This window comes from Sulfitobacter sediminis, from assembly GCF_040811725.1.
Taxonomy (GTDB): Bacteria; Pseudomonadota; Alphaproteobacteria; order Rhodobacterales; family Rhodobacteraceae; genus Sulfitobacter; species Sulfitobacter sediminis.
In genome coordinates this window covers 109,473-133,990 of the sequence record NZ_JBFNXX010000006.1, presented here as the reverse complement: position 1 = coordinate 133,990, position 24,518 = coordinate 109,473, and the positions used below count along the sequence as shown (strand labels likewise).

At 64.0% G+C, this 24,518-nt stretch carries 27 protein-coding genes; 10 read left to right on the top strand and 17 right to left on the bottom strand.

From position 1 onward, the window contains the following. Positions 1-17 precede the first annotated feature (17 nt). The 3 genes from AB2B41_RS10060 to AB2B41_RS10050 are packed head-to-tail and all read left to right on the top strand — an operon-like array spanning position 18 to position 2,342. Positions 18-527, top strand: coding sequence for a DUF721 domain-containing protein (locus AB2B41_RS10060; protein WP_367877651.1), 510 nt, complete (start codon positions 18-20; stop codon positions 525-527). Between the two features lie 22 nt (positions 528-549). After that, a complete protein-coding gene (locus tag AB2B41_RS10055; RefSeq protein WP_367877650.1) occupies positions 550-1,230 on the top strand; it encodes a DsbA family protein in 681 nt (226 codons plus the stop codon). Continuing rightward, positions 1,230-2,342 carry a CaiB/BaiF CoA transferase family protein gene (locus AB2B41_RS10050; protein ID WP_367877649.1) on the top strand — a complete coding sequence of 371 codons (1,113 nt, stop codon included), beginning with the start codon at positions 1,230-1,232 and terminating at the stop codon, positions 2,340-2,342. The genes AB2B41_RS10055 and AB2B41_RS10050 overlap by 1 nt, the downstream gene beginning before the upstream one ends. Positions 2,343-2,365: 23 nt before the next feature. Here the strand turns inward: AB2B41_RS10050 and lpxK are convergent, their stop codons facing one another. The 6 genes from lpxK to AB2B41_RS10020 all read right to left on the bottom strand — a co-directional run bounded on the left by lpxK (position 2,366) and on the right by AB2B41_RS10020 (position 8,650). Then, positions 2,366-3,358 (bottom strand): tetraacyldisaccharide 4'-kinase, encoded by a 993-nt coding sequence (lpxK, locus tag AB2B41_RS10045; protein ID WP_367877648.1) that lies wholly within the window; start codon positions 3,356-3,358, stop codon positions 2,366-2,368. Beyond that, positions 3,355-4,590: a 3-deoxy-D-manno-octulosonic acid transferase gene (locus tag AB2B41_RS10040; RefSeq protein ID WP_367877647.1), complete on the bottom strand. Its 1,236-nt coding sequence runs from the start codon at positions 4,588-4,590 to the stop codon at positions 3,355-3,357. Before AB2B41_RS10040 ends, lpxK begins: the two co-directional genes overlap by 4 nt. A 6-nt stretch (positions 4,591-4,596) precedes the next feature. After that, the gene (locus tag AB2B41_RS10035; protein ID WP_367877646.1) at positions 4,597-4,839 is read right to left on the bottom strand and encodes a DUF4170 domain-containing protein; all 243 of its coding nucleotides are present in this window, start codon (positions 4,837-4,839) and stop codon (positions 4,597-4,599) included. 56 nt (positions 4,840-4,895) lie between these two features. Beyond that, positions 4,896-5,672, bottom strand: coding sequence for a 3'(2'),5'-bisphosphate nucleotidase CysQ (locus AB2B41_RS10030; RefSeq protein ID WP_367877645.1), 777 nt, complete (start codon positions 5,670-5,672; stop codon positions 4,896-4,898). Further along, complete coding sequence (locus AB2B41_RS10025; protein ID WP_367877644.1) at positions 5,659-7,005, bottom strand: TldD/PmbA family protein; 1,347 nt, start codon at positions 7,003-7,005, stop codon at positions 5,659-5,661. Before AB2B41_RS10025 ends, AB2B41_RS10030 begins: the two co-directional genes overlap by 14 nt. 115 nt (positions 7,006-7,120) lie before the next feature. After that, positions 7,121-8,650 (bottom strand): DUF2125 domain-containing protein, encoded by a 1,530-nt coding sequence (locus AB2B41_RS10020; RefSeq protein ID WP_367877643.1) that lies wholly within the window; start codon positions 8,648-8,650, stop codon positions 7,121-7,123. 153 nt (positions 8,651-8,803) lie between these two features. Here AB2B41_RS10020 and AB2B41_RS10015 point away from each other — a divergent pair, with 153 nt between their 5' ends. Then, positions 8,804-9,553, top strand: a complete 750-nt coding sequence (locus AB2B41_RS10015) for an SDR family oxidoreductase (protein ID WP_367877642.1) — start codon at positions 8,804-8,806, stop codon at positions 9,551-9,553. Beyond that, entirely contained in the window at positions 9,550-10,191 is a 642-nt protein-coding gene (locus tag AB2B41_RS10010; RefSeq protein ID WP_367877641.1) for an enoyl-CoA hydratase/isomerase family protein, read from the top strand. Before AB2B41_RS10015 ends, AB2B41_RS10010 begins: the two co-directional genes overlap by 4 nt. Here the strand turns inward: AB2B41_RS10010 and AB2B41_RS10005 are convergent, their stop codons facing one another. The 3 genes from AB2B41_RS10005 to AB2B41_RS09995 all read right to left on the bottom strand — a co-directional run bounded on the left by AB2B41_RS10005 (position 10,192) and on the right by AB2B41_RS09995 (position 11,423). Then, entirely contained in the window at positions 10,192-10,326 is a 135-nt protein-coding gene (locus AB2B41_RS10005; RefSeq protein WP_367877802.1) for a hypothetical protein, read from the bottom strand. 33 nt (positions 10,327-10,359) lie between these two features. Further along, positions 10,360-10,881 (bottom strand): 2'-5' RNA ligase family protein, encoded by a 522-nt coding sequence (locus AB2B41_RS10000; protein WP_367877640.1) that lies wholly within the window; start codon positions 10,879-10,881, stop codon positions 10,360-10,362. A 125-nt stretch (positions 10,882-11,006) separates the two neighbouring features. Continuing rightward, on the bottom strand, positions 11,007-11,423 hold the full coding sequence (locus tag AB2B41_RS09995) for a universal stress protein (RefSeq protein WP_367877639.1): 417 nt from the start codon (positions 11,421-11,423) through the stop codon (positions 11,007-11,009). 123 nt (positions 11,424-11,546) lie between these two features. Between AB2B41_RS09995 and AB2B41_RS09990 the strand changes: the two genes are divergently transcribed. Further along, complete coding sequence (locus tag AB2B41_RS09990; RefSeq protein WP_367877638.1) at positions 11,547-12,545, top strand: NAD(P)-dependent alcohol dehydrogenase; 999 nt, start codon at positions 11,547-11,549, stop codon at positions 12,543-12,545. 33 nt (positions 12,546-12,578) lie between these two features. Here the strand turns inward: AB2B41_RS09990 and AB2B41_RS09985 are convergent, their stop codons facing one another. Then, positions 12,579-12,872: an HNH endonuclease gene (locus tag AB2B41_RS09985; RefSeq protein WP_367877637.1), complete on the bottom strand. Its 294-nt coding sequence runs from the start codon at positions 12,870-12,872 to the stop codon at positions 12,579-12,581. 75 nt (positions 12,873-12,947) lie between these two features. Here AB2B41_RS09985 and AB2B41_RS09980 point away from each other — a divergent pair, with 75 nt between their 5' ends. Together AB2B41_RS09980 and AB2B41_RS09975 are read left to right on the top strand one after the other, a co-directional pair. After that, a complete protein-coding gene (locus AB2B41_RS09980; RefSeq protein ID WP_367877636.1) occupies positions 12,948-14,279 on the top strand; it encodes a mechanosensitive ion channel family protein in 1,332 nt (443 codons plus the stop codon). Further along, positions 14,276-15,460, top strand: a complete 1,185-nt coding sequence (locus AB2B41_RS09975; RefSeq protein ID WP_367877635.1) for a TIGR03862 family flavoprotein — start codon at positions 14,276-14,278, stop codon at positions 15,458-15,460. Before AB2B41_RS09980 ends, AB2B41_RS09975 begins: the two co-directional genes overlap by 4 nt. 8 nt (positions 15,461-15,468) lie before the next feature. On the opposite strand, the gene AB2B41_RS09970 is transcribed toward AB2B41_RS09975, so the two are convergent. The 5 genes from AB2B41_RS09970 to AB2B41_RS09950 all read right to left on the bottom strand — a co-directional run bounded on the left by AB2B41_RS09970 (position 15,469) and on the right by AB2B41_RS09950 (position 20,685). Beyond that, positions 15,469-16,062: a glutathione S-transferase family protein gene (locus tag AB2B41_RS09970; RefSeq protein WP_367877634.1), complete on the bottom strand. Its 594-nt coding sequence runs from the start codon at positions 16,060-16,062 to the stop codon at positions 15,469-15,471. Between the two features lie 19 nt (positions 16,063-16,081). After that, positions 16,082-17,080 carry a DNA polymerase III subunit delta gene (gene holA / locus AB2B41_RS09965; RefSeq protein WP_367877633.1) on the bottom strand — a complete coding sequence of 333 codons (999 nt, stop codon included), beginning with the start codon at positions 17,078-17,080 and terminating at the stop codon, positions 16,082-16,084. Next, on the bottom strand, positions 17,077-17,559 hold the full coding sequence (lptE, locus tag AB2B41_RS09960) for an LPS assembly lipoprotein LptE (RefSeq protein ID WP_367877632.1): 483 nt from the start codon (positions 17,557-17,559) through the stop codon (positions 17,077-17,079). The genes holA and lptE overlap by 4 nt, the downstream gene beginning before the upstream one ends. Beyond that, positions 17,546-20,092, bottom strand: a complete 2,547-nt coding sequence (leuS, locus tag AB2B41_RS09955) for a leucine--tRNA ligase (protein WP_367877631.1) — start codon at positions 20,090-20,092, stop codon at positions 17,546-17,548. Before leuS ends, lptE begins: the two co-directional genes overlap by 14 nt. Positions 20,093-20,175: 83 nt before the next feature. Continuing rightward, positions 20,176-20,685 (bottom strand): DUF3576 domain-containing protein, encoded by a 510-nt coding sequence (locus AB2B41_RS09950; RefSeq protein ID WP_367877630.1) that lies wholly within the window; start codon positions 20,683-20,685, stop codon positions 20,176-20,178. 290 nt (positions 20,686-20,975) lie between these two features. Between AB2B41_RS09950 and AB2B41_RS09945 the strand changes: the two genes are divergently transcribed. Then, the gene (locus AB2B41_RS09945; protein ID WP_367877629.1) at positions 20,976-21,872 is read left to right on the top strand and encodes a porin; all 897 of its coding nucleotides are present in this window, start codon (positions 20,976-20,978) and stop codon (positions 21,870-21,872) included. A gap of 99 nt (positions 21,873-21,971) precedes the next feature. Next, positions 21,972-22,625 (top strand): YggS family pyridoxal phosphate-dependent enzyme, encoded by a 654-nt coding sequence (locus AB2B41_RS09940; RefSeq protein ID WP_367877628.1) that lies wholly within the window; start codon positions 21,972-21,974, stop codon positions 22,623-22,625. Between the two features lie 199 nt (positions 22,626-22,824). Here the strand turns inward: AB2B41_RS09940 and AB2B41_RS09935 are convergent, their stop codons facing one another. Next, positions 22,825-23,304 carry a L,D-transpeptidase family protein gene (locus tag AB2B41_RS09935; protein ID WP_367877796.1) on the bottom strand — a complete coding sequence of 160 codons (480 nt, stop codon included), beginning with the start codon at positions 23,302-23,304 and terminating at the stop codon, positions 22,825-22,827. A gap of 23 nt (positions 23,305-23,327) precedes the next feature. After that, a complete protein-coding gene (gene ribA / locus AB2B41_RS09930; RefSeq protein WP_367877627.1) occupies positions 23,328-24,416 on the bottom strand; it encodes a GTP cyclohydrolase II in 1,089 nt (362 codons plus the stop codon). Positions 24,417-24,518: the final 102 nt, after the last annotated feature.

Below are 24,518 nucleotides of genomic sequence, written 5' to 3'. Positions count from 1 at the left end.
TCCGGGGAAAGATAGTCATGCCGTCACGGCGTACCACCACAAAAGGGTTCAAGCGCACGGACAGCCTGCTGTCGGCGCAGATCAGGCAGGCGTCGGAGAGCCGTGGATTTGCCCAGTCGCGCCTCTTGACCCAATGGACCGAGATCGCCGGGCAGGACATCGCCGCCATCGCCCAGCCGGTCGAGATCGGGTATGGCCGGGGCGGCATGGGGGCAACGCTGACGCTGCTGACCACCGGGGCCAATGCGCCGATGCTCGAGATGCAGAAGGAAAAACTGCGTGAGAGGGTGAACGCGGTCTACGGCTATAACGCCATCGCGCGGGTGCGGATCACCCAGACGGCGGCAAAGGGTTTCGCCGAAGGCAAGGTTGCCTTTGGCCACAAGGGGAAGGGCGATGAGAAACCCATGCCGAACCCTGCTCTGCGGCAAAAGGCGGCAGAGGCCACAGCGCCGGTTTCGGACGAAGGGCTGCGGGATGCCCTTGCACGTCTGGGCGAGAACATATTGAAGAAGACCGAAAGCTGAAAAGCAGACAGAGGAACATGACATGCAACGCAGAAACCTGATTCTCGGTGGCTTTGCCGTCCTTGGCCTTGGTGGCTGGGCGCTGACCAGCCAGATGGGCGGCGGCAATGCCACAAGGATCGACCAGATGCCCGGCGGGGCCATCGCGCAGACGTCTTCCGGGGACATCGACACGTCAACCATTCAGGACATGGTGCAGGGCAATGCGGACGCGCCGGTGACGGTGATCGAATACGCGTCGTTCACCTGTCCGCATTGCGCGACCTTCCACAACGGGGCGTACAAGCAGCTCAAGGCCGACTACATCGACACCGGCAAGATCAAGTTCGTCTACCGCGAGGTCTATTTCGATCGCCCGGGTCTCTGGGCATCAATGGTGGCCCGCTGCGGGGGCGAGGCGCGGTATTTCGGGATTGCCGAGCTGATCTACAAGGGCCAGTCCGAATGGGCACGCGCGGGTGAGCCTGCGGCTATCGTCGAAGAGCTGCGCAAGATCGGACGGCTGGCCGGCATCGAGAACGAGACGCTGGACGCATGTCTGCAGGACGCCAGGATGGCCGAGACGCTGTATACCTGGTATCAGCAGAATGCCGATGCGGATGGCATCACCTCGACCCCGAGCTTTGTCATCGACGGCCAGAAGCATTCCAACATGCCATATCCGGAGATGAAGGAACTGATCGACGCGGCGCTGGCAGGCTGATGGCTGGACCGCTCGAAGGACTGAAGGTCGTCGAAATGGCGCGTATTCTGGCCGGCCCCTGGGCCGGTCAGACACTGTCGGACCTGGGTTGCGAAGTGATCAAGGTGGAAAGTCCCGCAGGCGACGATACCCGCCAATGGGGGCCGCCCTTCGTGGAGCGGGACGGGGATGTATCGGCCTCGTATTTCCATTCCACCAACCGGGGCAAGGCGAGCGTCACGATCGACTTCCGCACCGAGGAAGGTGTTGCGCGGCTCAAGGAGCTCTTGAAAGACGCCGACATTCTGATCGAGAATTTCAAGACTGGTGGACTGGCAAAGTACGGTCTGGATTACGAGAGCCTGAAGGACGAATTCCCGCAGTTGATTTATTGCTCGATCACCGGCTTTGGCCATACGGGACCGTATGCACATCGCGCAGGCTATGATTTCATCATCCAGGGCATGTGCGGGATCATGTCGATCACCGGGGAGCCCGACCGCCAGCCACAAAAGTCGGGGATGGCGATCACCGATATCTTTACCGGCATCTATGCCTCGACCGCGATTCTCGCGGCGGTGCACCAGCGCAGCCGGACGGGGCGCGGGCAGCATATCGACATGGCCTTGCTTGATTGCGCTGTGTCGATCATGGGCAATCAGGCGATGAATTACCTGACAACCGGGAAGGCGCCCACGCGGATGGGGAACGCGCATCCGAACCTCACGCCTTATGAGGTTTTCGAGACAAGCGACGGGCACATCATCATCGCGACCGGCAACGACGGGCAGTTCCAGCGGCTGTGCCGACTGCTCGGTCTCGACGACATGGCGACAGATCCCGCCTATGACAAGAACGCCGACAGGGTGGCAAACCGGCCGGAGATGATCCGGCGTTTGAACGGGGCGACGGGGCAGCGCACGCGGGATGAGCTCTTGGCGGCATGCGAGGCGCAGGGCGTGCCAGCAGGGCCGATCAACAACCTCGACGATGTGATGGCCGATCCTCAGGTCGTGGCGCGGGGCATGCAGATCGAGCTTGACGGTGTGCCGGGACTACGCTCGCCCTTCCGGTTTTCGGATGCGGAGCTGGCCTTGCACCGGCCTGCGCCCAAGCTGGGCGAGGACGACTGAGCGGGACTTCCGAAGTTTCAGGCCTACGCGGGTTTCGGGAGCGTGGCGAGTTTCTCGAAGAGCGCGTTTTCATCCGGTAGCTTCAGCCGCACCGGCAGGGTGATGACCTTGGTTCGGAAACTGGCGGGCAGGCGCACGGCGTCTTTCTCTGTCGTGACCAGTTGCGCGGCACGGGCCATGGCGTCTGCTTCCAGCCGGGCCATCAGCGCGGGCGTCAGCGGTTGATGATCATCCAGCGCCTCGGCATGCAGGATCGTCGCACCCAACCTGCGCAAGGTGGCGAAGAATTTCTCGGGATGGCCGATGCCCGCGAAGGCCAGTGCGCGGGTGTCCGTCCAGTCCATGCCGGTTTGCAGCGGTTCAAGTGACGCGCGTACGCGGAGCAGGCCCTTAGGCAGGGCGGTCGCATCGAAATGCGCCTGCGCGGCGCTGTCTCCGATCGACAGGAGCAGATCGGCGCGGGCGAGACCTGTGGCGACGGGTTCGCGCAGGGGACCTGCGGGCAGGCAAAGTCCGTTACCGAAGCCCTTCTCCGCATCTACCACGACGATGGCAAGATCGTAGGCTAGGGCTGGGTTCTGGAAACCGTCGTCCAGGACGATGACGCTGGCACCGGCCTCCTGCGCGGCACGGGCGCCCGCGGCGCGGTCGCGGGCCACCCAGACTTCGGCGAAGGCAGCGAGCAGCAGGGGTTCGTCCCCGACCTGCGCTGCGCTGTGGCGGGCGGGATCGACGCGCACCGGCCCTTCCAGCGTGCCGCCGTAGCCGCGAGAGACGATGTGCGGTTCGTGGTAGAGGCCGCGCAGGTGATCGACCACGGCGATCACTGTCGGCGTTTTGCCGGTACCGCCGGCGTTGATGTTGCCCACGCAGATCACCGGGACATCGAGGCTTTCGCGCGGACCAGCCGCCAACCGCCGCGCGGTCGCCCGCGCATAGAGCGCGCCCAGCGGGCGCAGCAGTTGCGCGCGCCAGTCGGGATTCGGCAGATCCCAGAAGGCGGGGGCGCGTGTCATGGGCGGCTCATTTCATGGTCGAGCGTATCCTGAACGAGATCGACCACCCGGTCGGTCAGCGCCGCGCCCTGGCTGATCACGTCCCATCCCGCATGGGCCATCGCCGCCGCATGATCCGGCGCGATCAAAGAGGAGACCGCGGCGCCAAGCGCGTCGGCGTCGTTCACGATCCGCGCGGCTCCTGCGGCGGCAAGGCGCGAATAGGATGCGACGTAGTGCCGGACGCGCGGGCCATAGAGAATAGCTGAACCGAGTGCCGCCGCATCCAGCGGGTCGCAGCCGTCCTCGCCCTGAACGAGGGTCGATCCCAGAAAGGACACCGGGGCAAGACGAAAGAAGAGGCCCCTGTCTTCGGTGTCTTCGCTGATGAGCACCTGGGTGTTTTCGTCGGGGAATTGGCCTTCGGCCCAGCGGGCCGTGTTGAGGTTCATTTCGGCTGTCTGCATGAGCACGTCGTCAAGCTGGCTGGCGGAAGCGGGTTGCAGGATCAGCAGCAGGCGATGTGACAGCCGCGACGCACGGGCATGCGCCGACAGGATGACGGGAATTTCCTTGGGCAGGGCGCGCGCGGCGAACCAGGCTGGCCGCCCCCCCATGGCCGCGGAAAGTTCCGTCAGATCAGACTCCGAACAGGGCAGCGCCTGACCTCCGGCCAGCAGGGGCGTGGTCTGTTCAAGCGTCTCGCGGGAGAGCCCCAGTTGCACCAGCTTCCTGTGTCCTGCAGCGGATCGCGCAAACACTTTTGAGAACCGAGACAGTACCTGCCGGGTCAGGTCGGGCAGCCATCGGTTCTGGCGCTTGTCGAGCCCCCCGACATCGGCGTCGATGAAATAGAGCGCACAGCCACGGTCGGTCGCTTCGAGAATCAGGTTGGGACGCAGATCGCCCCAAATCCATACGCCTGCGTTTGGTAGCCAATGATCCAGAAAGGCCGCTACGGCCGCGGGATGCTCGCTTGGCGCGACGATCTGCAATATCGGGCCATGCCGATCTGCGGTGCCGAGGCTCGACGCGATGCCGTCGTCATGGGGCAAGGTGACCAACACGTTCAGACCGCTCCGCGCCGCGACCAGCCGCACGGCGAGGTCACGGACGGCGAGAAGGTTCTTGATCTCGCCCGCGTGCAGCCAGACCAGTTCCCCCTTCGGGCGCGAAGCGGGCGGTTTATCCTGCGGCAGCTCGGCCCGGCGGGTCAGTGCCCGGTAGGCAGCAAGCCCCAGCGACCGTGCCATGGGAGATCAGTCCTTTTCCCGGTTTTGGGCCTCAGCCACTTCCTGCTCTTGCAGGCGATGCAGATGGGCGATGAAATAGCGCATGTGGGCGTTGTCCACCGTGCGCTGCGCCTCGCTTTTCCAGGCGTCATAGGCCGAGGCATAGTCTGGATAGATGCCCACGATATGGATATCCTCGACATCGCGGAACACGGTGTCGCCGGGATCGACCAGTTCGCCACCGTAGACGAGGTGCAGGCGTTGGGTCATGTCATTTCCTTCGCTAGCTGGGGCGAGATGCCTTTTGGGTATCCAGATGGGCGCGGTCACGCAAGGGCGTCGATCAGCGCCGCGCAGACAGGACCACCGCCCGCGACCACCCCGTTGAGGCGCGGATCGGCGTTGTTGAAGCGCAGGGGCTTGCCTGTTCGGTCGTGCGCGCAGCCGCCCGCCTCGGCGGCAATCAGCGCGCCTGCGGCGATGTCCCATTCCCAGCTGTCGCGCAGTGTCATCATCGCCTCGAAGCGCCCTTCCGCCACCAGTGCGAGGCGATAGGCCAGCGAGGGGCGGTAGCTGCGTTTGAAGGTGGGCGTTTCGCGCCCCTTCCAATGGTGCGCGACCAGCGCGGGGCGTGCGGCAAGGACAGTGGCCTCGTGGAGCGACTTCTTGCGCGATGTACGGATCGGCGCGCCGTTCAGTGTCGCCCCCTGACCGCTGGCCGCGGCGTAAAGCTTGTCGCGCATTGGCAGGTAGACCACGGCGGCGGTCACGATGCCATTCTCGGCGACGGCGATGGAATGGGCCCAGGTGCCGGAGCCCTCGACAAAGCTGCGCGTGCCGTCGATGGGATCCACGATGAAGACCCGGTCCCTGCCAAGGCGTTCGCCGGTGTCCTCGGATTCTTCAGAAAGCCAGCCGTAGTCCGGGCGGGCCTTGCGCAGGGTGGAGGACAGCAGATCGTTGACGGCGATGTCCGCTTCGGTCACCGGGCCTGCGCCGTCGGGCTTGTCCCAGCGCTGGGCGGTCTTGCCCACGAAACTGGTCGCGACCCGTCCGGCAATTCGCGCGGCGTCGATCAGGAGGGGCAGGTCATGCGCCGGCAAGGGTCATCCCCGGTACGAGAAGCGAAGGTACTACACGGCTAAGGTGGGTGCGGGCGTCATTGGCGGGCACGATGGCGCGAAGCATCTCGCGCAGGTTGCCCGCGATGGTGCATTCGTTGACGGCTTGGGTTATCTCGCCGTTCTCCACCCAGAAGCCGGATGCGCCGCGCGAATAATCCCCTGTGTTCGGGTTGATCGTGCTGCCGATCATGGAGGTGACCAGAAGGCCGGTGCCCATGTCGCGGATCAGATCTTCGCGGCTGTGCGTTCCTTGCGTCAGGGCGACGTTCCAGTTCGTTGGCGAGGGGCCGGATGAGGTGCTGCGCGCGGCATTGCCTGTCGGGGCAAGACCCAGCTTGCGGGCGTTGGCAAGATCGAGCGTCCAGCCCTTGAGGACACCATTCTCGATGATCATGCGCTTTTGTGTTGGCAGCCCTTCCGCATCGAAGGGGCGCGAGCCGCTGGCCCGGGGGCGGTGCGGGTCCTCGAGCAGCGACAGGTGATCGGGGAGGACCGCTTCGCCCATCGCGTCGCGCAGGAAGGACGCGCCGCGCGCAACGGCGCTCCCGTTCACGGCGGAAAGCAGATGGCCGATGAGGGTCGAGGCAATACGTTCGTCTAAAAGCACGGGATAGCTACCGGTGGGCGGCTTGCGGGCGCCAAGGCGTTCGATGGCGCGTTCGCCCGCCTTCTGGCCGATCTCCTCGGGGGTGCGCAGGTCGGACTGGAAAATCCGGCTGTCCCCGTCGTAGTCGCGCTCCATTCCGGTGCCGCTGCCCGCGATGGCGACGCAGCTGATACCACGGTCGCTGCGGCGATAACCGCCCTCGAACCCGTTGGACATGGCGCAGAAGACCTCGTGCGCGCCGTAGCCGCCGCTGGCCGATTGCACCTGGCTGACACCCTTAACAGCAAGCGCCGCCGCTTCGGCACGGGCAGCGTCCTCTTGCAGGCTTTCGGGTAATGGCTCGGGGGTTTCGTCGAAGAGTTCAAGCGCAGCCAGATCCCAGTCTTTTGCCAACTGGTCCGGGCTGGCAAGGCCAGCGTGCGGGTCCTCCGGCGCCTCGCGGGCCATGGCGACGGCGCGTTGCGCCATCTCCTCGACCGTGCGGTCGGAGGTGTCTGAGGCCGAAACGGTCGCCGAACGCTGGCCTACGAAGACGCGCAAGCCGATATCGACGCCCTCGGACCGTTCCGCCTGTTCCAGCGTGCCGCCGCGCACGTCGACGGAAATCGAGGTCGATTGCACCGCGCGCGCGTCCGCCGCATCGGCCCCGGCCTTGGCGGCAGCCTGCAAAAGCGATCTGGTCAGCACGTCGAGGGGCTGGGACATGTGTTGGCTCCTTCGGGAATTACCGGAGACGTAACCTCACACTTGTCCGAGAACAAGTGTAGCGCGAAAAAAGGGCGCCCGACGGGCGCCCTCGTGATCTAGCCTTGTGGGGCAATCAGCGGATGCGCTGACCGTTGGCGAGTATCTGTCCATCCTGGGTGAACTGGATGTTGGATTTGAGCGTGTCGGGCGCGTCGCCCGGCACCGCGAACAGCCCCATCATCATGCGTGCGCCCATGGCCTGATCCTGTGGCAGCAGACCCATGGCTACAAGCTTGTCCAGCAGGGCATTGCCGCCCGCCAGCGACATGTTCACCTCGCCCACGGGGTTGGCCATGCCCGGCATCATGCTGGGCCCAGTGCCATCGAACGTCACGGCGCCCGCCCCTTCAAGCCGCGCGCCTGCGGCATCGACAACGAGATTGTTCAGGGTCAATTCCTCAAGCGCACCCGGAGGGCCAGACATCTGCGCGGCGGCTTCGGGGTTCATCCAGTCGACCAGCAGTTTCGCCTTGCCCGCGAGGTCGAGGATCACCGTCGCCGGATCGCGCGGCAACTGACCGGCAGGATCGAACGTGCTCCAGATCATGTCGGACATGGTGAAATCGCCGAAGTTCAGCCCGAGGGCGAAATCCTGTGGTTCTTCAGACGCGCTCACCGGCATGGCGAGGTTGAAGCCGGATTGCGCCATCGCAATCTCGAAGGGGAAGGGCATGCCCGCAACGGTCACACCCATGTTCACGTTCTGCTGGGAGCCCGCGTAGGCCAATCCGTCACTTCCCATATCGACCGAAAGCTGACCGCCCGAGGAGGTGGTGGCCATCACATAGTCGCCGTTCTCCGGGTCCTTGATGTCGAAGTTCGAGGCGCCACCGGTGTAGGCGAAAGAACCAGTCACGTCGAAGCCGGCGGCCAGCATCTGCGACATATCCGCGGCATTGGGCAAGTCGCGCGGGATGGTGCCGGTGCCGTTCATCGTCACACCGCTGACATTGCCCGTGATCGCGGCCTGCATGGCGGGATTTTCCGGGTCGATAAAGAAGATGTCGTAGTTGGCACCGTCGATACTGCCCGACTGCGTATAGCCGCGGGCGTCGCCGATGGTCATCGTGGTCGTTGCGTCGATGTTGCTGGCGTTCACCGCGATGCGCGCCCTGTCACGGCCAATGACCTCGTCGCCGACCTGAAGGCTGTCGAGGTTCAGGGCAACCGCGTCCGCTGTATAAAGATAGGTCATCTCGTTCGGATCGCCGCTGGCCGTGAGCGCGTGACCGGTCTGTGTATAGATCATGGTCATCGTGGTCTCTTCGGCCCCCGGGCCGCTGTCGCGGCCCTGCATTGTGATCGGCATGGTATCCGGCATCACGATGGCAACGGTCCCGTCGCGGTTCTGGTCGAAGCGGATCGTGCCAAGTCCCATGGACATGTCGCCGTCCTCGGGCAGGGCAAAGCTGAGGTTGATATCGCTGACGGTAAGCGAGCCGCCGCTCTCCGCCTCGGTCGCGGTGATCTGGTAGCCCATTCCTTCGAGATAGCTGCGCCAATCGCCCCAGACCTGGGCAGGGGTCAGATCGGCGAAAGCCACGGAGGAAAACAGCGAGATCGGCAGGGCAAGGCCAAGCGCGCGGGGGGAAATCGGGATCATGAACAAAGTCCTTTTTGGCAACGTGGAAATACCGTCCGACAAAGCCGGTGCGGCGTCAAGTCAATGCAACAGGGGTGGACCCGCAGTCGGCGGCAGACTACCACAACGCTGTGAACAGATGCAAAAACAGGGCTTTTCGTAGGAGATCGGCAGATGGACATGCAGGGCAAGACGGTGATGATCACCGGGGCTAGCCGGGGGATCGGGGCCGAGGCCGCGCGGGTATTCGCGCAGGCTGGCGCGCAGGTGGCGCTGCTGGCCCGCTCGCAAGAGGCCATCGCGGAACTGGCGGGCGAGATCGGTCAGCAGGCCATTGCCATTCCCTGCAACGTGGCCCGCTATGCCGAGGTCTCGGCGGCGGTCGAGACCACCGTGGGTGCTTTCGGCAGCCTTGACGTTCTGATCAACAACGCAGGTGTGATCGAGCCGATTTCGCACTTGGCGGAGGCCGATCCCGCCGACTGGAGCCAGGTGATCGACGCGAACCTCAAGGGGGTATTCTACGGCATGCGTGCGGCGGTGCCGGTGATGCGGCATCAGGGGGGCGGGACCGTCCTGACCATCTCCTCGGGCGCGGCCCACGGCCCGGTCGAAGCCTGGAGCCACTACTGTGCCTCGAAGGCCGGGGTGCACATGCTGACCCGATGTCTGGACAAGGAAGAGGCGTCAAACGGCATCCGCGCCATGGGCCTGTCACCCGGCACGGTTGCTACGCAGATGCAGCGCGAGATCAAGGCGTCGGGCATCAACCCGGTCAGCCAACTTGACTGGTCCGATCACATTCCCGCCGACTGGCCGGCGAAATGCCTGCTGTGGATGTGCGGCCCGGACGCCGACGCATTCAAAGGTCAGGAAGTGTCGCTGAGGGACGAGGACATCCGCCGTGCGGTTGGGCTGACATGATCGATCTCGAGAAGGAAGGCGAGGTCTGGACCGTCACGCTCAACCGGCCGGACAAGGCCAATTCGCTGACCCACGACATGCTGAGCGAGCTGGCCGATATCATGGAAAGCGCGCGGTCGGCGCGGGCGGTGATCCTGACTGGCAAGGGCAAGGTATTCAGTGCCGGGGCGGACCTTGACGAGGCGCGCGCGGGTCTTGCGCGGTCGGACGTCTGGGAAAGGCTGTCGGGGACCATCGTCGCCCTGCCGGGGCTTACGATTGCAGCGCTTAACGGCACGCTTGCGGGCGGGGCGATGGGCATGGCATTGGCCTGTGATCTGCGCATCGCGGTGCCAGGGGCGAAATTCTTCTACCCGGTGATGAAACTGGGCTTTCTGCCGCAGCCGTCGGACCCGGCGCGCATGGCGGCGCTGATCGGGCCCGCGCGCACCAAGCTGATCCTGATGGGCGGCCAGCGGATCGACGCGGAAGAGGCGCTGCGCTTTGGCCTGATCGACCGGATCGTCGAAGGGGACGAACTGGTGGACCATGCCCGGATGCTGACCGAGCTGACCGTCGCGGCCCGTCCTGAGATCGCCAATGCCATCAAGGAGATGTGCGGTGTTACTCCAGAAGCTCCGGTGGCGGCGCTGACCTGATCACACCAGCGGCACGAAGGGGACGTCACAGGCGGCGAGCAGCGTCAGGGCGGTAAGCGTGATCAGGATGCGCATGGCGTGCCTCGGTTCGTTCTCGTTGCGCGGCAGGGTCGGTGTTGGGCAAGGCACTGTCAAGCGGCCTGGAGCGCGACTAACGGGGTACGCGAGCTATCGCCCAAGTGTGCAGACGCCGACACGTTGAAGCATACCCGCATCGCGTCTGACAACGGTGAGCTCGCGTATCGTTGCGCAAATCGGAAAGGCGCCGAGGGCGGAGGTGTCCAGCTTCGCGATTGCACGCCGGTCCTCATGCGTCGCGACGGTCATGTGTGGCTCATAAGGGATGTCGGGGCTCAACTCCGCCCGCTGCGGTCCGTCATATAGCAGGTCGTGAAGCGCGGTCAGGCTTTCCCTGCCGGTCTCGCACATGAGGAAGAGTTTGTAGGTATCCTCGAACGGATCGTGTCCCAGTCTGGTCTCCGTGAACTCGACCGGGATCGGAGAGAAACGCGGGGCGGTCTTCTCGCATCTGGCCAGAACGTCCTGCGAAGAGCTCTTTGAAAGACCGAAAACCAAGGTGATATGCGCCGCAACAAGTCTGGCCCGGGCGGGTTCGTGGAGGGCGCGGAAATGCGCGATCCGCCGGGCCGTGTCGGCGGAGAACTCGGGGTATGCCAGAACATAGATCACCTTGGAAGACTGGGTGATGCAAAAGCCCTTGGCAATCCGGATTTATCGCGGTCCTTAGTCTCCTCTAGGACAATCCCCAGACGGTCAGCGGCGGTACGTTACCGTTACCGAGGCGAGCTATTTGATCAACGCACCACGTAGACCGACATCGGCGCATGGGCGGCGACATACCCGGCATTGGACGAGATGAAGTGTTCCTTCAGCCCCGGCAGATGGCTGGCCATGACGATTAGGTCGCACTTGGCCTCTTCGGCGGCCTTGATCACGTCCGGCCCGACGTTGAGATGCAGATCGCCGCGCAGGGCGACGTGTTCGGTTGTCTTGATGCCATGGGCGCGGGCCTGTTCCTCGGAAAAGGCCCTGAGACGGTCTGCGGCGCGCTCTCCCTCGGTCCGGGCGGTGGTGGTTGGCACGGCATCGACAACACCCGCGTAGACCAGCGTCGCGCCGCTGTCGCTGGCGATCTTGGCCGAAACGTCGAGCGCCTTTTTCAGCTTGTCCACGTTTTCCAGATCGACGGGAACGAGAATTCGGTTTTGCATGGGGTCCTCCTCTGGCTGGCGTCAGGGTAGCCGAGAAGGCCCATTTGCCGTTTGATGTACCTCAATCGCCATCTTCTAGCGTGGAGGGGTCGGAATTTCCGGGCCGCCTGATATGCTGGAACCATGGCAGGTTCCGACACCATGCGCGCGGCGACGATCGACCGCTACGGTCCTCCTGGCACCATCAGGCTGCGCGACGTTCCAAAGCCAAATCCCGGGGCGGGAGAGGTTCGCGTGCGGGTTTGCGCGGGAACGGTGAACCGCACGGACACCGCCACCCTGCGTGGACATCCCTTCTTTGTCCGTGCCATGACCGGATTGCTGCGCCCCAAGATGCACATCCTCGGCATGGATTTCGCGGGCGTGATCGACGCGCTGGGTGCGGATGTGGCGCGGTTCACGGTCGGGGAGCGCGTCTTCGGGCTTCTTCCCGAGCGCTTTGGCGGCCATGCGGAGTACGTTTGCCTGCCTGCGGATGCGGCCATCGCGCGCATCCCGGATGGGTTGGCCTTCGACAAGGCGGCCGTCGGGGAGGGCGCGTGGTACGCCCATTCCACCACAAAAAGGCTGGAGGCGGGACAGCGGTGCCTGATCTACGGTGCCTCGGGCGCGATCGGTACGGCGGCTGTGCAATTGGCCAAGATGCGCGGGGCTCAGGTGACGGCGGTGGTTGGTGAAAGGCACATCGCGCTGGCGCATTCCCTAGGGGCAGATCGGGTGGTGAACTACGAGGCTGAGGAGTTCACGGCGATCGGCGAGACCTTCGATCTTGTCTTCGACGCGGTGGGCAAGACCTCTTGGTTCGCGTGCCGACCGCTTCTCAAGAAGGGCGGGATATTCGCCGCAACCGATCTTGGCCCATATTGGTCGAACATTTTTCTCGGGGCATGGTTCGGCCTGACCGGAAGCCGCCGGGTGGGCGTGCCCTTTCCCGAGGATGCGCCGGGATTTCTGCGAGAGCTTGCCGGGTTGATGGCCAAGGGAAGATTTCGGGGAGTCTTTGACCGGTGTTACCGGCTTTCCGAGATTGTCGAGGCGTTCCGTTATGTCGAGAAAGGGCAAAAGACGGGGATCGTCGTTCTGGATATCGCAAGCAGAGACGCCGGTTCCGGCTCCGCGTGACGGCATGGCCATGCCCGGCGGCGTCCAATGCCCTTACCGCTTTCGGCGTTTACCCGGCACCTTCGAGTGAAACCCCGGCGGGCGCTTGGCCACCCAGGCCGCGAATTTTGCGAGCCGCGGATGCGATCGGAGCGTTTCGGGCGTGGCGTAGTCACGGGCGAGTTCCGCCTCGCTCAGTGTCGCGTGGATTTCGCGATGGCAGATGTGGTGCATCAGCACGGTCGGCCCGCCCTTGCCGCCTTTCAGCTTGGGGACCAGATGATGCAGGCTTTGCGGCACGCCCGGCGGGATCGGGCGGCGGCAGAGCGGGCAGATCGGGTCCGACATCGGCAAAAACCTTGAACAAGCGGGGCGGGACGGGCAAGAGAATGCGGCAATGGCGGACAAAGGCAAGGCAGGCACATGCAGCTCGATCTTTCCCAACAGCCGGAAATCGTGCAGCAGGCCTTTGGCTATGTGGTGCAGGGATGGGAACTGGCGCGCAGCTGGCTTCTGAGCCCCGAGGCATGGTCGCAGTTCGGCCTGCTGGTGCTGGCCTGGCTTTTGGCCGTGCTGATCGCGCGGCGTTTGCTGCCCGCATTGGCGCGGGTGATCGATCCGGGTGAGAGCCGGAACATCTTTGCCACTCCGCGCCGTTTCGTCCTGCAGTTCATTCCGTTGCTCCTGCCGCTTCTTGCCTATGCGCTGACGGGGATCGGCGAGGGCATCGTGCGCTCGCTTTTCGACAGCGGGGCGGTGATCGCCTTCGGAAAGCGGGTCTTCCTGTTCCTCGCCGCGCGGGCGCTGGTGCGGGATATCATCACTGATCCGTTTCTTAAGCTGCTGGGCCGGTATCTGCTGTTGCCGATCATGGCGATCTACGCGGTCGGGCTGCTGGACGTGGTGAGCCTGTATCTGAGCGAGACAATTGTTGGCGTCGGCAACATCCGCTTTTCGCTTATGACACTTGTGCGGGGGGTCATTGCGGGTTCGCTCCTGTTTTGGCTGGGCCAGTGGTCAAACAGCCAGACCTCCGCCTTGATCGAGCAGAAAAAGGAGATGCGCCCCTCGATCCGCCAATTGCTGATCAAGACAGCGGAATTCGCGATCTTCGGCATCGCCTTCCTGCTCTTGATGAACATTCTCGGGATTGACCTGACGACGCTTGCCGTCCTGGGCGGCGCCATCGGCGTTGGCCTTGGCTTTGGTCTGCAAAAGATCGCGTCGAACTTCATCTCGGGCGTGATCCTGCTGGTCGAAGGGCAGGCGACCGTCGGCGACCACGTCGAGCTTGATGGCGGCGAGCAGGGCAAGATCGTCAAGATGATGGCGCGGGCGGCGATCCTGGAGACGTTTGACGGCCGCTGGATCGTTGTCCCGAACGAGGATTTCATCACGACGCGGGTGGTGAACTATTCCGATGCCGGATCGGCAAACCGCTACGAGGCCCCGTTTTCGGTGAGCTACGACACGGATATCAACATGATCCCGCCGCTGATCGAGGCAGCGGTGGCCACGCATCCGGACGTGCTGGACAAGCCCTATCCGCCCGATTGCGAACTGCGGGGGTTTGGCGACAGCGGGATCGATTTTGCTGTGGAGTTCTGGGTCAACGGGCTGGATGACGGGCCAAACAAGTACACGTCGGACGTGCTCTTCCTGATCTGGAACGCGCTGAAGGATGCCGGCGTGGAAATCCCCTATCCGCAGCGGGTGGTCGAGATCAAAGGCGGGATGCCGAAAGCGAACCTGTGAGCCATGCGGTTGTCATTGGCGCGGGTCCGGCGGGGTTGATGGCGGCGGAGGTGATGGCCGCGTCCGGGCTGCGGGTGACGGTCTGCGAGACGAAGCCCTCGGTGGGGCGGAAGTTCCTGATGGCCGGGAAGTCGGGGTTGAACCTGACCAAGGACGAGGCGTTGGGGCCGTTCATGGAAGCCTTTGCCGAGGCGGCGGGACCGCTCGCGCCGATGATCCGGGATTTCGACGCACGGGCGGTCCAAGACTGGGCGCGGGGGTTGGAGCAGGAGGTTTTCACCGGCACGACGGGACGCGTCTTTCCGGTGGCGATGAAGGCGTCGCCGTTGCTCAGGGCCTGGATGGGACGGCTGGTCGACGCTGGCGTCGACGTGCGCACGCGCTGGGCGTGGCGGGGGTGGCGTGAGGGCGCGCTATTGTTTGACACCACTGAGGGACAGCAGACGCTCTCCGCCGATGTGACAGTCCTGGCGCTGGGCGGCGCAAGCTGGTCGCGGCTCGGGGCGACGGGGGAATGGGCAGGGCTGCTCGCCGAGAGGGGGATCAGCATCGCGCCCTTCGCCCCGGCGAATGCGGCGGTTGCCGTTGACTGGTCGGATCACATGACCAAGCATTTCGGTGCACCGATCAAAGGTGTGGCATGGCATGCCGGTCCATGTGTGTCGCGCGGAGAGGCGACGTTGTCGATGCGGGGGCTGGAAGGCGGCGGCATCTATGCCGTTTCCCGCGGGGTGCGGGAGGGGCATCCGCTGACGCTCGACCTGCTGCCCGATCTGACGGTGCCGGAGATCACCGCGCGGCTCAGCAAACCGCGTGGCAAGGCGAGCCTCTCCAACCATCTGCGCAAGGTGCTCAGGCTGAGCCCCGCGCAGATCGCGCTGCTGCAGGAAATGGCGCGGCCGCTGCCGGACGGGCTGCGGGCCACGGCGCGCCTCTTGAAGGCGGTGCCGATCCGCCACGCGGGGCTCAGGCCGATGGACGAGGCGATTTCGACGGCGGGCGGCGTACCGTTTGCGGAACTCGACGAGGGGCTGATGCTGCGCAAGCTGCCGGGGGTCTTTGCGGCAGGCGAGATGCTGGACTGGGAGGCACCGACGGGCGGCTACCTGATCAGCGCCTGTCTTGCGACAGGGCGCTGGGCGGGGCTGCGGGCTGTGGAATGGGTGCGTAAGGTGGGGTGAACCCCACCCTACCCCGGCTGCTTGGCCTGCGCCGCCTTGAAAGCGTCGCGTTCGCGCATGGACTTGGCCCATTCGCCCAGGCGGTCGTTTACGCGCGGAAAGCCCGCGCCAATGGACCAGTTGATGCAGTGCACGGCGAGAATATCGGCGTGGGTCATCTGATCCCCCATCAGGAACGGCCCTTCAAGGCGGTCGGCCAGCACGTCCGCCGAGCGGGTGAATTCCTCTTTCAGCACGTCCTTGACGGCTGGCACGCGCTTTTCCTCGGGCAAGACAAAGCTGTGCTTGGCAGCGGCCCAGAGGATCGCGTCAAACTCGTCGATCAGCCAGAAGGTCATCGCGTCCTGCCGCGCGCGCGCGGGGGTACCTGCCGGGGCGGTCAGCTTGCCATGCTTGTCGCCGAGGTAGGTCATGATGGCGACGCTGTCGGTCAGCACGTCCTCGCCGTCGACCAGCGCGGGGATCTTGCCAAGTGCGTTGTATTTCTTGGCTTCTTCCGAGCGCGGTCCGGCGTCGATCTGGATGTAGTCTTCGCCCATTTCCTCAAGCATCCACATGACGCGGAAGGCGCGGGATTTGGTGGCTCCGATGACGGTATACATGGCGGTTCCTTTCGGTGGGTTATCTCTGGGCGCCCAGAATCGCGAGGCGGATGAAGGCGCGTTCGACGAGGGCGAGGCCGGGGGCGGTTTTTGCGGCCGAGCGCAGGGTGAGGTCGGTGTCGACCAGCACGGAAAGCGCGGTTTCCAGCTTGGCCGCGCCCCAGCTATTGGCCTGCCGCGCCACGCGGTCCCGGTCGCGCACGCCGTAGATCGGGGCGCCGGGGCTGGCCGCAACACGGTAAAGCGTGCGGAAATGGCGGATGGCCATGATCGTGAGCGTCACGGCGGTCACACCCTGCGCCTGCAGCTTGCTCATCACCGGACCGATGTCGCCCGCGCGGGCTTCGGCCACGACGTGCAGGATGTCGTCGACGTCAGCCTCGGTCGAGGTGGGGGCACAGGCGGCGATGTCATCGGTCGTCAGTGGGCTGTCGTCGTGCAGTTTGTAGAGCGAGACCTTCTCGATGGTCTGGCGGAAATCGCCGGGATCGAGCGCGCGCGCCAGATCGGTCAGCGCAGCCATGGCGTCGCCGTCCGGTTGCAGGTTCGCTTCCGTCAGCATCCGTTCGATCTCGGCCCGGTCGGGTGGATTGTCGTAGATCGCGGCGGCATAGGCAGCGGGGTGGGTCTCGAAGGCCTTGCGGATTTTCGAGGTTTTCTTGAGATCGCCGCCTGTGACGATGATCTGCGCATCGCCCGGCTGCCAGTCGGCCAAAGCGTCCATCACCGGTTTGGCGACGGTGTCATTGGCGTCTTCGACAAAGGCTGCGCGGGGGCCGGGGAAGAAACCGACGGCCTTGATCGCGTCCATCAGCATCGCGGGGTCGCGGCGCAGTTCGGATGCGGGAATCCGGGTCAGACGCATTTCTTCCTCGGCATTGGGGCCAAGCAGGGCCTTGAGAAATTCCTGCCGTTTCAGCGCGACGCGCATCGCGTCCGCGCCAAAGATCAACAGCCCCGTCTTGTCCGGATCTGGCCGCGCGAAATAGGCGTTTGCGTCGCGGGTGTTCAGCTTCATCGGTCGAGCGTTGCGGCGTAGAGGCGGGTGACGATCTGGTCGGCGATCACGACCATCAGACGCTGTTGTGCGTCCAGCTCGCCCGCGAGGGTCTCGACCGTGGTGCCGGTAGCGGAATAGCCGACGAAGTTCTCGACCACGCCTGATGTCACGACACGCCCTGTATCAAGGTCGCGCAGGCTGTACTGTACCTTGCCGATGCGGTTGAAGCGGCCTGTGTCCCCCTCGCGGTCGATGGCGAGGCGGGCCTCGGAAATCTCGAGAATCATCGAAAGCGCGAAGTCGGGATCGCTGCTGCGGCCCAGCCGTTCCTCAAGTTCGCGCACCAGAAGATAACTGTCCTGCGAGCCGGGCGGGTCCACCAGCACGCGGTTTTGCAGGATTTGTCCATTGCCGCCAGGACCATAAACCGGGCTGAACCCGCAGGCGGCCAGCGCCAGCGGGGCCAGAAGTACCAGTCTGCGGTTAGGCAACGACATTCACGATCCGTCCGGGGACGACGATGACCTTCTTGGGGGTGGCACCGTCGAGGGTTCGGATGACAGCTTCGTGGGCGAGGGCGATCTTTTCAACCTCTTCCTTGGCCATGTCGGCAGGCACGTTGATTTCCGCGCGCCGCTTGCCGTTGACCTGGATCGGCATGGTGATCGTGTCGTCGATCAGCATCGCCTCGTCGGCCTTTGGCCAAGGGGCGTTCACGATCATGCCGCCGCCGCCCTGCGCGGCCCAGATGTCTTCGGACAGATGAGGTGTCATCGGAGACATGAGTTGTGCAAGCGTCATGATCGCCTGACGCTGCGCGGCATGACCTGCCTTGGATTTGCCGAGCGTTGCGGTGAAGGCATAGAGCTTGGCGATGGCAGCATTGAAGCCAAAACTCTCGATACCCATCGTGACGTCATGGATCGTCTTGTGCATGGCGCGCAGGAGGTCCTCGTCGCCTTCGCCCTCCGCATTCTTGTCCATCTGCGCGATCTTGTCCGACAGGTTCCAGACGCGGGAGAGATGCTTGAACGCGGCCTCGGCCCCGGCGGCGGTCCATTCCACGTCACGCTCGGGGGGCGAATCGCTCAGCACGAACCAGCGGGCGGTGTCGGCGCCGTAGTTCGAGATGATGTTGAGCGGGTCGACCACGTTCTTCTTGGATTTGGACATCTTGGCGGAAGGAATGATCTCGACCTTTGTACCATCTGCGAGTTTTCCGTCGGTCACATCCTCCGGCAGGTGATAGACCGGGCGGCCTTTGTCATCCCGGGTGAGGTAGATTTCGTGCGTCACCATGCCCTGCGTGAAGAGCGCGTCGAAGGGTTCGACCGCCGACGCTGGCAGGTGGCCGCAGATGTGCATCGCGCGGGCAAAGAAGCGGGCGTAAAGCAGGTGAAGAATCGCGTGCTCGATGCCGCCGATGTATTGATCGACGTTCATCCAGTAGGCCGCGTCTTCCATGTTCGTCGGTGCCTCGGCGCGGGGCGCGGTGAAGCGGGCGAAGTACCAGGACGAATCGACAAAGGTATCCATCGTATCCGTCTCGCGCCTGGCTGGCGCGCCGCAGGCGGGGCAGGCGCAGTCGCGCCACGTCGGGTGGCGGTCGAGCGGGTTGCCCGGCGTGTCGAAGGTCACGTCGTAGGGCAATTCGATGGGCAGGTTTTCCTTCTTCTCGGGCACCACGCCGCAGGCGTCGCAATGCACAACCGGGATCGGGCAGCCCCAGTAGCGCTGGCGGGAAAGGCCCCAGTCGCGCAGACGGTACTTGGTCACGCCCTGGCCAACGCCGGCTCGCTCGCAGAAGTCGATGGCGGCGTCGATGGCCTGTTCACCGGTTTGCCACTGAGCGCCCGCGAAGCCGCGGTTGTAGAAAACCTTTTCGGTCTTGGGCGGCACATAGGCCGCGTCCAGCTCTTCCGCGCTGTCCTCGGCGGGCAGAAAGGTCGAGATGATGGGCAGCCCGTACTTGGTGGCGAATTCGAAATCGCGCTCGTCATGGGCGGGGCAGCCGAAGATCGCGCCTGTCCCGTAATCCATGAGGATGAAGTTGGCGATATAGACCGGCATCTCATGCGCGGTATCGAAGGGATGGCGGACACGGATACCCGTGTCGAAGCCCTTTTTCTCAGCCGTTTCAATCGCTTCCTCGGTTGTGCCGCCGGTACGGCATTCGGCGCAGAAGGCGGCGACATCCGCGTTTTCCCGCTCAAGCGCCTTTGCGAGCGGGTGATCGGGCGAGATGCCGACAAAGGACGCGCCCAGCAGCGTGTCGGGGCGGGTGGTATAGACCTCGATCCGGTCATGGCCGTCAGGCGCATCAACGGTTGAGAAGGCGAATTGGAGGCCGCGCGATTTGCCGATCCAGTTCGCCTGCATCAGCTTGACCTTGGCGGGCCAGTTGTCGAGCCGGTCGAGCGCCGAGAGAAGCTCTTCGGAGTGTTCGGAAATCTTGAAGAACCACTGCGTCAGCTCGCGCCGTTCCACCAGCGCACCGGAACGCCAGCCGCGCCCGTTCTCGACCTGCTCATTGGCGAGAACGGTCATGTCGACGGGGTCCCAGTTGACCACGGCGTTCTTGCGGTAGACGAGATCCTTTTCGAGGAAGTCGAGGAACAGCGCCTGCTGCTGGCCGTAGTATTCGGGATCACAGGTTGCGAATTCGCGGGACCAGTCGATGGAAAGGCCCAGCGGCTTCATCTGGCCACGCATGTCGGCGATGTTGCCATAGGTCCAGTCCTTGGGGTGGCCGCCGATGGCCATGGCGGCGTTCTCGGCAGGCATGCCGAAGGCGTCCCAGCCCATGGGATGCAACACGTTGTGGCCCGTGGCGATCTTATAGCGGGCTATCACGTCGCCCATCGTGTAGTTGCGCACGTGGCCCATGTGGATGCGGCCCGACGGGTAGGGAAACATTTCGAGCACATAGTACTTGGGCTTGTCCGCCGTGCGGACAGCCTTAAACGTTTCGTTCTCTTCCCAGGCTTGCTGCCAACGGGCTTCGATTTCAGCAGGGGTGTATCGGGACATCGGGTCGGACCTTTGAGAATTGAAAACGCCGGGCTGTTCTGGTCACAGGGCCCGGCGTGGAAAGGATGAGGAGAGAGCGGGCTCTAGAGACGGTTATCTGCGATCCTTAGCTCGCGCGCGCGGCTGAGAATCGCATCCTCGACCGCACGGGACGTCGCACGGTTCACAGCGCGCCCGCCGCGGGTCTGCAAGGCCACGTTGAGCGAGCGGGCATCCAGCGCCGGATCGTCGATCAGGACGGTGGCGCGGTAGGATTGCCCGCCGCCCGGCGGCGTGCCGTAACCGGTGACGATAACACCTGTGAAGGGATCGACCGATTGCACCGGCAGGAAGCTGAGCACTTCGAGGGAGGCCGACCAAAGGTACTTGTTCACCGCGACGTTATTCTCGGCGCTCTTGCGGTTGAAGATCGACCAGATGGTATTGTTGGGATCGGTCTCGATGTTGTTGGGGTTGTTGACATTGGTGTAGGTGTCGGGCCGCGCGGTCGCCTCGCTGCCTACGTTGCCAAGGCTGCGGAGGGTGCCGCAGGCGCCCAAGAAGCCCAACAGCATGATGCCGATTCCGATTCTCCGGGCGGTGTGACGGACCATTGCAGCCTTCCTTTGCCTGTTTGGCCATTGGTCTATCCAAGCGACGCTGCCTGAGCAAGGCATATGTAGCGGGGCGATTCCGTCATCAATCCCTTGTGCACATGGTTATTTGTACCGTGAGTGGGACCCCCCTGTGGTGAAACTGTGGCAAAGCTGCACCATTGCACGGGCCAATGGCGGTGCGTGATTTGTGCTTCTTGCAAAGCGAGGGGCAAAGGATGCAAAAGCCCTCATGTACCCTTTCCGGATTCCCCGGTCTGGGCATGTGAATTCAAACCGAGGGAAAACTCATGAAAAAAGTTCTCTTCGCTACAACGGCTCTGGTTGCGACCGCCGGCGTTGCAGCAGCAGACGTTACTTTCGGCGGCTACGGTCGCTTTGGTATCCTTTACATCTCCGACGATGGCACCGGTGACAGCGACACCAACGTGACGTCCCGTTTCCGTCTGCAGATCGACGCAACCGCGGAATCTGACGCAGGCGTTACTTTCGGTGCTCGCGTTCGCCTCGAGGGCGAAGAGCGTGACGCAGCCGTTGGCACCCGCGCACAGTTCAACGGTGTGCGTTACTTCGCACGTTCCGGCGGCCTGGAAGTCGGCGTCGGCAACATCTTCGGCGCTCTGGAATTCATGCCTGGCATGTATCCGATCGACCTTGGTCTGACCGGCCACAACTATGACTACACCGCGTACAACTTCCGCGGCGACGCATACTCCTCCGGTGGTCTGGGTTCCGACGGTTCGAACGGTGTTGAAGTTCTGTACTCCGCAGGCGACTTCTCGGTGCACATCTCCGCATCCGACACCAACGACCGTATCGCCGCACACGCAGCATACACGTTCTCCGGCTGGACCATCGCACTGGGCGCACAGGACTCCGACAGCGACGCTGACACCGAGTTCGCAGCTTCCGTCGGCGGCACCGTCGGCCCGGTCGCTCTGACCCTGGCATATGCTGACAACGGCACCGCAGGCGACCACGTCGTTCTGGCAGGCCGCGTTGACGTCGGCGCAGCAACCAACGTCGAAGCATACGTTGCAGACGCTGACCAGTGGGACGACACCTCCTTCGGTATCGACTTCAACCACGACCTGGGCGGCGGTACCTCGCTGCGCGGTGGTGTGTCCACCGGCGGTTCGCTGGGTGACGAGACCGCAGTCGACTTCGGTGTGCGCTTCAACTTCTAAGTTGAACCACATTCAGACGATTTGGGGCGGGCCTTTGGCCTGCCCCTTTTCTTTTGTGCATCCGCCTTGCTATGCAAGCCGCAAAGCGGAGGAACGCGCATGAGCTTGCAGGACATCAAGGACCGGATCGCCAAGGCGGAGAAGGACGCAGGCCGCCCGGCAGGGTCGGTCACGCTGATCGCAGTCAGCAAGGTTCAGCCCAACGAACGTGTGGACGCAGTCCTTCAGGAGGGCCACCGGAGTTTCGGCGAGAACAAGGTGCAGGAGGCAGCGGGAAAATGGCCCGAGTTCCGGGATCGTTACGAAGGGATCGACCTGCATCTGATCGGGCCGCTGCAGACGAACAAAACAAGGCAGGCCATGGGGCTTTTCGATTCGATACACTCGGTCGACCGTCCGAAGCTTGCCAAGGCCATCGCGCGGATCGCGCAGGAGGAGGGGCAGTGCCCGGAGTTGTTCATTCAGGTCAATACCGGTGAGGAGGAGCAGAAGGCGGGGGTGATGCCGTCCGACGCGGATGCATTTATCGCGGATTGCCTCGGCATGGACCTTCCCGTGAAAGGATTGATGTGCATCCCCCCGGTGGACGAGGACCCCGCGCTGCATTTCGCCCTGCTGGCCAAGATCGCCGCGCGCAACGGGCTTGAGGGCCTGTCGATGGGCATGAGCGGTGATTTCGAACGGGCCATCGCCCTGGGTGCGACCCACGTGCGTGTCGGCTCCGCGATCTTCGGTGAGCGCGTTTACGGCTGATCCAAGGGCGCGGCTGCGCCGCACTACATTCTTAGTTTGGTCCCTGCAACGGGCGTGACGCTTTACTTCAAGCCCCTTCCGGTCGCTGGTCGGGGTTGGCTTCAGGCTTACCGGACCAGAGGTACGACTAAGGGGTGCCGGTGGATGACACCGGTATCGTCCCCGTGGAAGTCGACCGGGGTCCGTGATTGCTGCGATATCAGGGAACGATGAGCCGCGTCCGGTGGCGGATGCGCGGGGCAATGTCCTGCAGGTCCGCGCGGCTGAGGGCGATGCAGCCCTCTGTCGGATAGCCGGGGCGGCGCCACTGGTGGACGAAGATGGCGGAGCCGCGGCCCTTCACTGCGTAGGGCCAGTTCCAGTCGGTCAGCAGGATCAGATCATAGAGCGGATCGGCGCGGCGCAGCCGCTCGTGACTATGGGGATAAGGGGCGCGGACCATCATGTTGTAGTCTTCGTCTGCCGGGTCATCGGACCATAGATCGCCTGGCCGGATCGGCAGCGCCCAGTCGGCGGGACGTGCCAGCCGGTCGGGGCGGTAGAGCATGCCGACGATCCGGTGGATGCCGCGCGGCGTGGCGCCATCGCCCTCGCGCTTGCGGCTGCTCAGGCCGCCCTTGCCGATGCTGCAGGGATAGGTTTGGCGCATGAAGCGCAGGCCCTTCGGGGTCAGCACCATGTCCCAGGGCGAAGGACCGCGGCTCACAGAAGATGCCCTGACTTCGCAGCCTTCGTCGCGAGGTAGTCGGCGTTGTGGCGGTTCTCTCCGACCCGCAAGGGAACGCGCTCGGCCACCGCGATGCCGCTGGCCTTCATCATCTCGACCTTGCGCGGGTTATTTGTCAGCAACCGAACGGCGGTAAAACCCATGGATTTCAGAATATCCGCGCCCAGCCGGAAGTCGCGTTCGTCATCTTCGAAACCCAGCCGGTGATTGGCCTCGACAGTGTCAAAGCCCTGATCCTGCAGCGAATAGGCGCGCATCTTGTTAGCAAGGCCGATACCGCGCCCTTCCTGATTGAGATAGAGAAGTACGCCCTGACCTTCGGCGCCCATCTGTGCGAGCGCCGCACGCAGTTGCGGGCCGCAGTCGCACTTGAGGCTGCCCAGTAGATCACCGGTGAAACAGGCGGAATGCAGCCGTGCAAGCACGGGTTTCGCCCGGTCGGGATTGCCGATCTCGATGGCATAGTGTTCTTCGCCACCGTCCTCGGGCCGGAAGACATGGAGCCGACCGGCCTCTGACACTTCCATGGGCAGACGGGCGTGGACGACGGGGTGAAGCGGGCTTCTCGTGCCCAGGACCGGGGCGGCCTTGGCCAGGTCGATTTGGGTGAGATGGTGGCGCGCGGCCAGCGTATCGGTATCCGGCAGGCCGAGGACCAGCACGGCAGGCAGCAGACGCGCGGATTTCGCGAGCTGCAACGCGGCGCGGTGGACGTCAACGGGGCCACCGCGGGCGCAGGAGAACGGCCCCTTCATCGGGGTGCGCAGGTCGTCTGCGGGGTTGGCGATGCTTTGCACCCAGCCGGGCGTGGCGTCTTGCGGCAGGGCGATGCGCGCGACGTCCCCATCGTAGACCCGCGCCTTGAGCGTCTCGGCCCGCCGGGCGGTGATGGTGAGCACCGGATCGCCACCGAGGGTCAGAAGGTCTGCAAGCCGCTCGGCCGTCAGGGTCTCCGCCGCCATCACCAGTGCGCTTTGCTCCCCAGTAATCATAATCGGGACGCCCATGCGCATATCGGCGCGGGCCCGGGCCAATTGCTCCGATATGTCGGGGGCAAAGCTCATCTATTGTTACGACTCCGCTTGGGTGTTGAAGGATATCTATGTCAGACGGGGCGGAATTGAAACAATTCGGCGTGATTGACACACGAGGACGTGAGAGAAACT